This window comes from Sphingomonas sp. (genome assembly GCF_031372575.1).
GTDB lineage: Bacteria > Pseudomonadota > Alphaproteobacteria > Sphingomonadales > Sphingomonadaceae > Sphingomicrobium.
Genome location: NZ_JANMLM010000075.1, coordinates 108,024 through 119,858 on the forward strand (window position 1 = coordinate 108,024; position 11,835 = coordinate 119,858).

An 11,835-nucleotide genomic window follows, 5' to 3' on the forward strand; every position below is an offset into this window, starting at 1 on the left:
GCGCCCTCATTTGACCACCGATCCGATCGCTGCTGCGCCGACGCCCGCCTGGAATAAGACCGCGCTGATATCGCGCAACTTGGCCCAGAAGCTGGACGATTGGGTCTTGACCGGAACGAACACCACGTCCCCCGGCAGCACCGCAGCATTGAGCGCACCGCGCGACCTGGGCAGGACCTCACCATTGGCGCGGACCACGAAAATCCCCCGACGATCCGCCGCGCGGAGCGGCCCCCCCGACTTGTCGAGATAATTTCTGACCCGCAACGGGCGCGCATATTCATCGATCAGGAACGAGGCAGGGCGGTACACCGCGCCGAATACGCCGACCGTCGACGCGCGGACCGGGACGTTGATCGAATCATTATTCTCCAGCAGCACCGTGGCCGGAAGTGCAGTGGCGCCCGGCGCGATCTGCATCACCACGCGGCCATCGGGCTCGGCGATGCGGAGCCGGTCGAGCACCGCGCGCGCGCCGCTCAGTTCGGCTTCGCGCTGCGCCGCCGGGATGCTCTGGTCGGCGGTCAGCGGGGCCGAGGCAAGCGTCAGCTCGAGCTGCTTGATCGCCTCGAGGAAACCCTCGCGCTGCTGCACCTTGACCGATTGCCGCGTGAGCTTCGTGCCGAACGCATAGGCGCGCGGGGTGAGGCCGCCGGCGAGGTCCATGACCTGGCTCATCGGGGTGTTGGGGGCGACATAATAATTGCCCGGGCGGTTCACTTCGCCCTCGACCCGGACCAGCACCGATTGCCGGTCGACCGGCTGGATCAGCGAGCCGCTCGACAGGATCTGGACGATATCGCCGCCCATCGCATCGGCGCTGGCGAGTGCTTCACGGCGGATTTCCTGCGGGCCGATGCGGTCGGTCCGCGCGGTGCGATAGAGGATCACGCGGCTCGAATCGCCGAGATCGTTGGTACCGCCCGCGAGCGCCAGCACAGTGTCAAGCGTCTCGCCCGGCTTGGTCTCGTAAATCGCTTCTTCATTGACCGACCCGATCACCGCGACTTGCGGCCCGGTCGGCGGGATGAACAACACGTCTTCATTCTGCAGCACCGCATCGCCAACCCGGTTGCCGCCGCGGACCAATTGATAAATGTCGAAGTCGGCGACTTCGGCACCGCGCCGGTAAAGCTTGATCGAGCGGAAGCTGCCGCCGCTCGACGGGCCACCAGCCTGGAACACGGCGTTGGCCATGGTCGACAGGCTGCTGACGGTGAACGCGCCGGGATGATTGGCGAAACCGGTGACGTAGACGCGGATGCCGCGCAGCCGACGGATCCCGACATTGACGGTGAACCCGCGATACTGCCGGCCGATCGCCGCTGACACGCGGTCCTGCAAATCGCCATAGCGGATCCCGGCCAGCTGGACCCCGCCCACCTTGGGCAGGAAAATCCGGCCATTGGTGTCAATCTCGCGCTCGACGCCGCCCTCGATCGAACCGGCCATCGCGATCGACACCACATCGCCGACGTTGAGAATGTAATCGGGCGGGACGGTCGCGGTCGCGGGTGTGGCGAAATCACGCTGCGAGGGGAGCAAAAGATTAGTGCCGAACCGCGGCAGCTTGCGGCCGATCACGCGCTCGACATAGCGTTCGAACTCGTTCGGCTTGGGCGGCAGCTTGAGGCCGATCTCGCCGCGATCGGGATCGCGCCGGGCGCTAAGCAACTGCTCGTTGAGCAGCAGCTGACGCTCGGTGTCGACCACCGAATCCGCGCGGATGGTGAGGTCGGACTGCGGATCGGTGGTGCCCAATGCGCCCTGGTTGGGAACGACCTGAACCTGGCGCTGATCGACGGCATTGGGGGAGACTGGCGATCCTTGCGGGACGTAGCGCGGATCGACCGGCATAACCTGGCCGCTGGCACCGCCCGCCGATAACAAAGCGGCAGCGCCGAACAGCAATTTGACCAACGACTTGCTCACCGCACCCTCATCCTTCCACTCACTCGCGCAAACACGCTTCAACGCACTGGATCGTCCGTCCGGGGAGTCACCGGCAGTCGGGCTAACATGACTGTTTCGCCGTGGCCATATGGCGCGACTATGGCCGCGCCCCCGAATGGTTGAGAAATTCAGCAGTTTCAATGACCTGTCGCGCAAATGGCACAGGGTCGATAGCTTTGGACGCGAGCAAATCGCGATAGACGGCGGCATCGCCGGCATAATGATCGGAAATAGTGGGATCGAGCGTCGGGCGCGTGATCGCCACCGGGCCGAGTAAATCGGCGATCGCCTGGGCAATATCCAGCATTTCCAACGGGTCGCCGCCGCTGTCGAAGCTGGTCACTCCGGTCGCTTTGTCGAGCAACAAGGCTATGACCAGCGACATCAATTCGCGGATCGCAACATAGCCTCGGACGACGCGGTGCGGCGCATTGATTGCAATCGGACGGCCTGCGAGTGCGTCGAGGATGAAGGCAGCGAGCGCGTAGCTGCCGTGCTTGTTGATGTGCGGGCCGGAGATGTTGAACAGCCGAGCGATGACGGCGCGCTTGTGGTGGCGGTCCGCCCAGTCGGCGAAGCGCGCTTCCTGATCACCCTTAAGCGCGCCGTAGAGCCGCATCGCCGGGGATGCCGCCGGGTCATCGGCGCGAGCCGCCGCGCCCGACGAGGCGATGAAGATGGCGTCGGCACCGGTGGCCGGGAGCGCGTCGAGCAGGATTTGGTCGAGGGCCTCGTTGGCGGCGCGATAGGCTTGCTCGTCCATATCCTCGGCGCGATCTTTGGTCAGGAAGGCGAGATGGAGGACGATGGTCGGTGCTGTTTCGAGTTGCGCGATATCCGCCATGGGACGCTGCTCGACCGGGGTGCCGTCGATCAGGACCAGCGTTCGATGGCGCGATCCGAAGCACACCACGCGCCCGGCAAGCTGGTCACCCAACGCGGCGTGAAACAACTCCAGCGTCGCCAGGCCGAGCCAGCCGCCCGCACCGGTGATCACGATCCGCGAGTGATTGGCGAGCAACGCCTGCGCCACATGGGGGGTGAGGGCGTAGGTCATTGGAGCGCGAAGTCGACGACTTCGGCGAACGTGTCGAAGCTTTGGTCATCACTAGCAAAGCCGGGCTCGGCATAGCCGTAGGTTACGAAGGCAAAGGGGATGTCCGACAAAGCAGCGGTATCCTGATCGACCTTGCTATCGCCGACGTAAAGACTGGCAGTGAGGGGAATATTACCCGGTTTACCCGCACTTCCCAGCACCATCGCGAAATGGTCGAGCCGCAAATCCGCGACGGTTTTTTCGCATAAAATTTGCGGTTTGTTCGAGCAGATTGCCATCGTTCGACCCGCATCCTGGAGCCGATCCAGCCCATCGCGGACGCCGGGATACAGGCAGTCCGGGGTCGGCAAGGAGAGATACAATTCGCGGAACTGGGCGAGGTTTTCGTGCAAATTGTCGTCGCCTAGCAACGCCGAAACCAATTGTTCGCCACCCTGGGTGAGATAGTGGCGCGCATCGGACGGTTTGATCTCGCGTCCCGCCACCTCGGACAGGATCGCGGCGATGTGGGTCACGCTGTCGACCAGCGTGCCGTCGAGATCGAAGATGATATCGACGGCGGCGGTCATCACTCGGGGACGCTGAGCGCCCGGGCCAGCTCGTCGCGCGGCAGAAAGGGCGCGAGATCTTCCATCGGCGCGGTGACCATCGAGCCGTCTTCGAGCCGACGCGAGGAGACCTTGGGCGCGAAATTCTGTTGCTTGTCGACCATGATTTCGCACAGCGCGGCGCCGGGCGCGTTCAAGGTTTCGGCAATCGCGCGAGCCATGTCGTCATGGTCCGTGACGCGGGTGTAGGACAGGCCGAACGCGGCCGCGATCTTTTCGAATTCGGGGAAAGTGATCCCCGAGTCGGGGCCGCAACCGACCGAAAAGCCGTCAAAATAGGCCTGCTGCGACTGGCGGATCGAGTGATAGCCGCTGTTATTGTAGAGGAAGATCTTGGCCGGGATGCGCTGGCCGACGATGGTCTGAAATTCCTGGATGTTCTGCATGATGCTGCCGTCGCCAGCGAGGCAGATGATGCGCGAAGAACCGGGCGGCATGGCGTGCCACGCGCCGATCGTGGCGGGAAGGTCATAGCCCATCGAGGCCGCACCCGAATTGGAAAAGAGCCGCTGGCCGCGCTTGAGCTTCGCGGTCTGGACGGTGCACACCGCAGCGGTCGCGTCGGCCATGACGACCACTTCATCCTCGGCCAGCGCATCGAACAAGGCATCGACAAAGCAATAGGGGTTCACCACGCCCTTGGTGTCCCAATATTCGGGGAGCAAGGCGGGATATTGGTGGCGGCGTTCCTGGCCCCAGGCGAGGTAGACGCTGTGGGCTGGCGCGGGTTGGTAACCGTCCATTTCGTCGAGCATGATCGCCAGGAAATCGGCGAGATCGGCATGGATGGGAAGATCGATCGACAGGGTCGGCTTGTTTAGCTCGGCGGCGTCGACATCGACCATCACCTTGACCGCATCGGGCGCGAAGGCGGCGAAATTATAACTGATCTGGCGGACGTTGAGGCGGCAACCGAGCACCAATAGCAAATCCGACTTCTGGACCGCGAAATTGCCCGCGCGGTCGCCGACCGTGCCGGGGCGACCGACGTAGAGCGGATGATCGTCGGGCACCACGTCCTGCGCATTCCACGCCGGGGTGATGGCGATGCCAAGCTTGTCGGCGACGCGCAGGAAAAGGTCATGCGCTTGGGCAATGCGTACCCCGGTGCCGGGCATCAGCACCGGGCGCTTCGCCCTGGCGAGCAAGGCGAGGACTTCGCGCGCGGCGGCGCGGAGATCGTCGCCGTAAAGCGTGCCCATTTCGGACGCAATTCCGTGGTCATGACCATCGACCGCGGGATCGAAGCAGCGAAGTTCGTCCGGGTCGATCATCGCCGACTGTACGTCGATCGGGATATCGAGCCAAACAGGGCCGGGACGACCACTGACCGCCAGCCACAATGCCTTTTCAAGCAAGAAGCGGATGTCTGCCGGGTCGGAGACCAACGCCGCGAACTTGGTGATCGGGGTGACCATCGCGACAATGTCGGCTTCCTGGTCGCCCAATTGGCGCAGCTTGACCGGGGCATTGGCGCGCAACGTCTCGCGCTTCACCTGCCCCGACAGAACGATCATCGCGATCGAATCGGTATAAGCGCCGTGCACCCCGTTGAGCGCGTTGATCCCGCCCGGGCCGGTGGTGACATTGAGCGCGGCGAGCCGGCCCGACAGGCGGGTGTAACTTTCCGCCGCCATCGCCAGCGCTTGTTCGTGGTGGCAGCAGATGTAGCGCAGGCCCGGCGCGCGGCCGAGCGCATCGTTGAGATGCATCGCCCCGCCGCCGGTGAGCATGAACACTTCGGTAATGCCATGATCGACGAGGCGCGCGGCGACATAGTCTGACAAGCGGATGGTCATCGAAAGTCCTGGGCAAGCGCGCCGAAGCGTCTGTTTAGATGCCGACTGCCTTGCTTGCCGGACCGACGTCGGTCAATCCGCGATCGCGAATTAGCGCGACTAGATCGCGGTTGGCATGGATCGGCGCGTCGATCACTTCGACCCCGATGGCGCCATGGGCGCGGATCGCCGCATTCATCCGCTCGCCGCCGTTAAATTCGCGGGTCGAGATCTGGCCCTTGAGCAAGGGTACCGAGAAATAGACGTCGTCGCGGGTGAGGATGTCGCCCGGCGCGAGGTCACGCCTGGCGTAAACGCCGCGCACCAACGCATCGAGATAGCGGCGCTCGCCTTCGGGAACCACGCGGCGCGCGGCCGAGCCGCCGCCGCACATCTCACGCGCCTTGTTGAACGCGCGGAACCAGATGTCGGCCTGTTCCGGCCGGGTGCAGTAAGAGCTGACCGGGACGCCATCATGATCGATGTCGATGTGACGTTCGTAGGTGCGCGCTCCCTTGGCGTAGGCGATCAGCATCGAATCATGCCAGTCGCGATGTTCGTGGGTCGACAGGCCGATGGTGATGTTAGGGTAACGCGCTTTCAGAAAGTCGATCTGGTTGAGTTCGAGATCGACATCTTCCGACGGATAGAGCGAAACGCAATGATTGAGCGCGAACGGGATGTCGCGGCTGGTGAAGAAGGCCACCAGACGGTCGAGATGGTCGAGATCGGCACCGCCCGACGACGCGATCACCGGCAAGCCGGTCGATGCCATCTTTTCGAGCAAGGTCTTGTCGCGGATATCCGAGCTTGCGACTTTGAGAATATCCACTCCGAATTCGACGCATTTGTCGACCGACACTTCGTCGAACGGGGTGACCATCGTCACCATGCCGGCGTCGCGGACCGATTCGACCAAGTGGCGAAGCTCGTCCCACTGCAAATGGGTGTCGATGGTCTTTTTGATGTAGCGAATGTCTTCGCGATCGCGGAAATCGCGGTGAACGAACGAATCGACATCGCGGAACTGCAGCTTGATTGCGGCATGGACGTTGTTGAAGCGCACCACGCGGGCAAAATCGCTGACGATCTTCAGGCCACGATCGAGCTGCCCCCAATGATTATTGGCCAGCTCAAGGACGAACAGATCGTCGAAAATGGAAGCGGTCACTCTATTCTCCTCTCGGGCGGCGGCGAACCCTTGCGTCGCCTGCCCGTGGCCTTGATCGATTCCGTTCGGCGTCACTGCCCTAACCCATTCGCGCTTTGGCGACAAACTTCACTATGGTTTCAACGACATATTGCAACTGATCCGGACCAAGTCCCGGGTACAGCCCGATCCAGAACGTCCGGTCGGTGACAATGTTGGCATTGGTCAATTCCCCCACCACCCGATATTCCCGTCCCCGCATGTACGGCTGGCGGATCAGATTGCCGCCGAACAGCAGGCGCGTCCCGATCTTTTGCTCATCGAGATGCTGAACCAGGTTATCGCGCGAAAATGGTAAACCGGCCCTTAACGTGATCGGATAGCCGAACCATGACGGCTGGCTGCCCGGCGTCGGCTGGGGCAGGATGAAGATATCCTCGAGCGGTTTTAACATTTCCGTAAGCAGGTCGAAGTTGCGCTGACGAGCGGCAATGAACCCGTCGAGCCGGTCGAGCTGCGCCAGTCCGACCGCGGCCTGCATGTCGGTGATCTTCAGATTATAACCGCAGTGCGAGTAGGTATATTTATGGTCATAGCCCATCGGCAGATCGCCGAGCTTGCGGCAGAATCTCTTGCCGCAAGTATTGTCCATCCCCGGTTGACACCAGCAATCGCGGCCCCAGTCGCGCATCGATTCGATCACCCGCTTGAGCATCGGCTTGCCGGTGAACACGGCCCCGCCCTCACCCATGGTAATGTGGTGCGCGGGGTAGAAGCTCAAGGTGCCGATATCGCCGAAGGTGCCGACGCCCTGCCCGTTGTAAGTTGCGCCCAGCGCATCGCAGCAATCCTCGACGACCCACAAATCATGCTTTTCGGCAACGCGGATGACCTCGGCGAGGTCGAACGGATTGCCCAATGTGTGGGCCAGCATGATCGCGCGGGTGCGGCTCGAAACCGCCGCCTCGATCATGTCCGGCAGTATATTGTAGGTCGGGATGTCGACATCGACGAACACCGGGACGAGACCGTACTGGATCGACGGATTGACCGTGGTCGGGAATCCGGTGGCGACCGTGATCACCTCATCGCCGGGCTTCAATGCGTCGCCGCGCAGATAATGCGAGCAGAGCGAGGACAAAGCGAGAAGGTTAGCCGAACTGCCCGAATTGGTGGTCAGCGCATGGCGCACCCCGAGGCGCGCGGCGAGGCGGGTCTCGAACTCGGCGTTGAAGCGGCCGGTGGTGAGCCAGAAATCGAGCGCGCTGTCGACCAAAGACTGCATGTCCGAGGCGCCATAGACCTTGCCCGATACGGGGACCGCGCTGGTACCCGGGACGAACGCTGCGGGGGCGTGAAAGCGGCGGGCATATTCGCCGACCAGATCGAGGATCGTCTGGCGAAGGGCAGGTTCATCGGCGTCGCCGGCAAGGGCGAGCAGATCGGGGGATGCGAGGGTTTGGGTCACGCGCAGGCTTTCTGGTTCGGAAGGTCGAGGGCGGCATAATCGCCAAGTTGTTGCAGGCTGATGACGCGCGGGTCGGTGCCGGTGGCGACGGCTTTATGCCATTCGACCACCTTGGCGAGCGCGTCGGCGAGGGTCAGGCGCGGGGTCCAGCCAAGCTCGGCGCGGGCCTTGGCGCTGTCGAGCTTGAGCAATCGCGCCTCGTGCGGGTGGGCGCCGGCCGGAGTGTCCCAGCCGTCGCTGCCCCAGGCGGTGAGCATCTGTTCGACGATCCACTCAACCGGCTGGGTATCGTCATCCGACGGGCCGAAATTCCATGCGGTGGCAGCGGCGCGGTCGCCCGCCAGCAAGCGTTCGCCGACCGCTAGATAGCCCGACAGCGCATCGAGCACATGCTGCCACGGGCGGACCGATTGCGGGGCGCGGATCTGCGGCTTCTCGCCGCCAAGCATGGCGCGGACGATGTCGGGCACCAGCCGGTCCTCGGCCCAGTCGCCGCCGCCGATGACATTGCCGGCGCGGACCGAGGCGACCAGGGGGCCATCGGCGAAATAGGAACGGCGGAAGCTGTCGATCGCCAGTTCGGCGGCACCCTTGGAGCTGCTGTAGGGGTCGTGCCCGCCCATCGGATCGGTCTCGCGATAGGGCCGGTCCCACTCGCGATTGTCATAGCATTTGTCGCTGGTAACACAGACCAGCCCGGCCAGCCCGTCGAGGCGGCGCGCACTGTCGAGCAAATGGACGGTGCCCATGACGTTGGTGGCATAAGTTTCGACCGGGGTGGCGTAGGAGGTGCGCACCAGCGGCTGGGCAGCGAGGTGGAAGACGATTTCCGGGCGGGCGGCCTGAAGCGCATCGTCGAATGCGGGGGCATCGCGAATGTCGCCGTGGATGTGGGTCACGAGATCGGCAAGGCGCGCCTGCTCGAAGAGATTGGGGTCGCTCGGCGGGGCCAATGCGAAACCGGTCACCTCGGCCCCCAATTGGTGGAGCCACAGCGCCAGCCAGCCGCCCTTGAAACCGGTGTGGCCGGTGACCATCACCCGCCGGCCATGCCACGGCGATCGGTTCACCAGCATTTCCACGGCGCGCCGCTGCGCCACAATTCCTCGAGCGCCATCTTGTCGCGCAACGTGTCCATCGGCTGCCAGAAACCGGCGTGGCGATAGGCCATCAATTCGCCCGATGCAGCGAGCTGTTCGAGCGGCTCGCGCTCCCACAAGGTCGCCGGACCCTCGATCAGGTCGAGCACTGCGGGGTCGGCAACGAAGAAACCGCCGTTGATATAAGCGCCATCGCCATCGGGTTTCTCGCGGAATTTATGGACCCGGTCGCCATCGAACTCGATCGCCCCGAAGCGGCCCGGCGGCGCGACGGCGGAGATGGTCGCCTGCTTGCCATGCGCCTTGTGGAACGCGATCAGTGCAGTGATGTCGATCGACGACAGGCCATCGCCATAGGTCAGGCAGAATGGCTCGTCGGGCTTGAGATAGGGTGCGATTGCCTTGATCCGTCCGCCGGTCATGGTGTCGGCACCGGTATCGACCAGCGTGATCCGCCACGGCTCGCTGCGCTTCTGGTGAACGTCGATCGAATTATTGGCGAGGTCGATCGTCACGTCCGCCGTGTGGAGGAAGTAATTGGCGAAATATTCCTTGATCAGATAGCCCTTGTAGCCAAGGCAGACGATGAAATCGTTCACGCCGTGGGCCGAATAGAGCTTCATGATGTGCCAGATGATCGGCATCCCGCCAATCTCGATCATCGGCTTGGGGCGAACCGACGTCTCCTCCCCCAGCCTGGTGCCGAGACCGCCTGCAAGAATGACCGCTTGCAACCTTCACCCTCCTGAAAAACTGCCCGCCGCCGATGCGCCACGCACCTGAATCATTGTAGAAAATTGGCCAAAAGCCAAGCCCGGCCCACAATTAGCCCAGATCAGCGTGACGGCAAAGCGAGGATATGGACCACCGGGCCGCCAATTTTGCCCGAAACGGGCCGGAATATTGCGACGGTACGACCGCCGGCGAGCAAGGCGCGATAGGTCGCAAGTTCGGCCGGATAGCGCGCCGCCTCGACCAGATAGAGGTCGTAATAGGCCAGAATGGCGTAATCAGCGCGGCACGTGTCGAGCCGGGCGGGGCTAACATTGCCGAGGTCGACGATCGGGCTTGAGCCGCGCGCTTGTTGCACCTTGTCGTAGCTGACCCCCTCGCTCAGCGCTTTTTTGCCATCGATGCAGCCGGCATCGCCGATCGGGAACAGGATTGTCCACGGCTGGTCGCGCAAATTGAGTTCGAGATGTTCGAACACCACCCGGCTGTCAGGCGGGATGTAGGTGCGCGCCCAATTCGCGGCGAGGGTGCGCGTGTCATTGGCGCGCTCGGTGGTGGCGGCGATCGCCGCGGCGAGCGACGGAACCGCAACGAGCAATCCGAGCGCGGCGAGCGCGACGGCCCGCTTCGCCCCGCCAAGCGAGCGCGCGACCCCTTGCCCTACGGCGGCGAGCGCGCAACCGGCGAAGATGCAGGCCATCGGCATCAACGGCATCAGCCAGCGCGAGAAAAAGGCATTCTGGGTGCAAATCAGCGCCAGGAACAAGCCGGCAGCGGGCAGCAGGGTCCAGCGCGCAATGGGATTGCGGATCGCGGAGACGGCCACCCCGCCAATCACAAGTCCAAGCCCGACAATGCCCATCGATCCGCCAATCTGGTCGACGCTGTAGAAATACAGATTGGCGAGGAAGCCACGGCTGTTGTGGCCGAGGTGCCCGGGCGAGATCTCGCCGGTGACATTGGCAAGCATCGTCGGCCAGTCGAGGAATATGAAGGGCGAAGCGATAAACATGGCGACTAGGCAGGCGGCCGCGGCGGCGAGGATGAAACGGAGCGGCCGGTCGGCCGAACCGCGCTGAAGGCGGGCATAGATTGCAGCGCCGATGATCGCGATGAAGACGGTGGCGGCGGGCCATTTGGTGACGGTCGCAAAGCCCGCAAAAGCGCCGGCCAGCAATGCATCGCGCAGCCGACCGCGATCGGCGAGGCGAACTGCGAACAGCAACGATGCCAGCATGAAGGCGCTGGCGGTGATGTCGGTGCGAATGACCTGCGACCAGGCGATGTGGGAGGCATTGACCGCGAGCAGTGCTGCCGCGATCAGCCCGGTGGCGCGGCCATGAAGGCGATTGCCAAGCGCATAGGTCAGCCACACGCACGCGGTCCCGATCAGTGCCATCGCGGTGCGCGCGGGGACGAACAGCATCGCCGGGTCGGCATACGCCGCGCGCGCGAAATCGGCGATATTGGCGTAATGGCCGAGCAACAGCCCGGTCGAGGCAACCGCAGCGTCGATCGCCGCCACCAGCGTGATGGTGGTCGTTCCCGGGTGGCCGAACCAGCCCGGGTTGAGCGTGCCTTCGCTTAGCATCTTGAGCGCGGTAATCATGAACATCGGCTCGTCCGGATCATACATGCCGGGCAGGCCGAACCCGATATTGATCAGGCGCCAGCCAAGCGCCACGAGCAGGATCAGCCCGAGCGCAGCACGGGCGACGCGCGGAGTAATCACGGATTCACTTTCAGTCGGTCGGCGGTCACCGCCCCCTAAGGCAGAGCCGCTTCGTCAACAAGGGGAGCGCCCCCCGTTACAGGATGAACGGTTCGGGCTGGACGTGCCAGTTGGTCGGGGCGGCGTTGGTCAATGCGTTGGCGTCGTTGGTCACGAACCCGCCGGTCGCGGTGCCGAGCCAGTCGGACAGCTGGCCGTTGGTGTTGCGCCACAATATGTCGTCGCGCCCGTCGCCGTTATAATCGCCGACCGCCACC

At 63.7% G+C, this 11,835-nt stretch carries 10 protein-coding genes; all 10 read right to left on the reverse strand.

Features of this window, described 5'->3' with window-relative positions; translation table 11 throughout:
* Positions 1 to 6 precede the first annotated feature (6 nt).
* Complete coding sequence (locus tag RMN73_RS07370; RefSeq protein ID WP_309602673.1) at positions 7 to 1,932, reverse strand: SLBB domain-containing protein; 1,926 nt, start codon at positions 1,930 to 1,932, stop codon at positions 7 to 9.
* A 118-nt stretch (positions 1,933 to 2,050) separates the two neighbouring features.
* Positions 2,051 to 3,010 (reverse strand): NAD(P)-dependent oxidoreductase, encoded by a 960-nt coding sequence (locus tag RMN73_RS07375; protein ID WP_309602674.1) that lies wholly within the window; start codon positions 3,008 to 3,010, stop codon positions 2,051 to 2,053.
* The gene (locus RMN73_RS07380) at positions 3,007 to 3,579 is read right to left on the reverse strand and encodes an HAD hydrolase-like protein (protein ID WP_309602675.1); all 573 of its coding nucleotides are present in this window, start codon (positions 3,577 to 3,579) and stop codon (positions 3,007 to 3,009) included. Before RMN73_RS07380 ends, RMN73_RS07375 begins: the two co-directional genes overlap by 4 nt.
* Positions 3,579 to 5,417: a thiamine pyrophosphate-binding protein gene (locus RMN73_RS07385; RefSeq protein WP_309602676.1), complete on the reverse strand. Its 1,839-nt coding sequence runs from the start codon at positions 5,415 to 5,417 to the stop codon at positions 3,579 to 3,581. The genes RMN73_RS07380 and RMN73_RS07385 overlap by 1 nt, the downstream gene beginning before the upstream one ends.
* 34 nt (positions 5,418 to 5,451) lie before the next feature.
* Entirely contained in the window at positions 5,452 to 6,567 is a 1,116-nt protein-coding gene (locus RMN73_RS07390; protein ID WP_309602677.1) for an N-acetylneuraminate synthase family protein, read from the reverse strand.
* A gap of 79 nt (positions 6,568 to 6,646) precedes the next feature.
* Positions 6,647 to 8,014, reverse strand: coding sequence for a lipopolysaccharide biosynthesis protein RfbH (rfbH, locus tag RMN73_RS07395; protein WP_309602678.1), 1,368 nt, complete (start codon positions 8,012 to 8,014; stop codon positions 6,647 to 6,649).
* Positions 8,011 to 9,084 carry a CDP-glucose 4,6-dehydratase gene (gene rfbG, locus RMN73_RS07400; RefSeq protein WP_309602679.1) on the reverse strand — a complete coding sequence of 358 codons (1,074 nt, stop codon included), beginning with the start codon at positions 9,082 to 9,084 and terminating at the stop codon, positions 8,011 to 8,013. The genes rfbH and rfbG overlap by 4 nt, the downstream gene beginning before the upstream one ends.
* Positions 9,081 to 9,848, reverse strand: coding sequence for a glucose-1-phosphate cytidylyltransferase (gene rfbF / locus RMN73_RS07405; protein ID WP_309602680.1), 768 nt, complete (start codon positions 9,846 to 9,848; stop codon positions 9,081 to 9,083). Before rfbF ends, rfbG begins: the two co-directional genes overlap by 4 nt.
* A gap of 101 nt (positions 9,849 to 9,949) precedes the next feature.
* On the reverse strand, positions 9,950 to 11,578 hold the full coding sequence (locus RMN73_RS07410; RefSeq protein WP_309602681.1) for a glycosyltransferase family 39 protein: 1,629 nt from the start codon (positions 11,576 to 11,578) through the stop codon (positions 9,950 to 9,952).
* A 76-nt stretch (positions 11,579 to 11,654) separates the two neighbouring features.
* On the reverse strand, positions 11,655 to 11,835 hold a 181-nt coding region (locus tag RMN73_RS07415), incomplete at its 5' end, for an FG-GAP repeat protein (protein ID WP_309602322.1).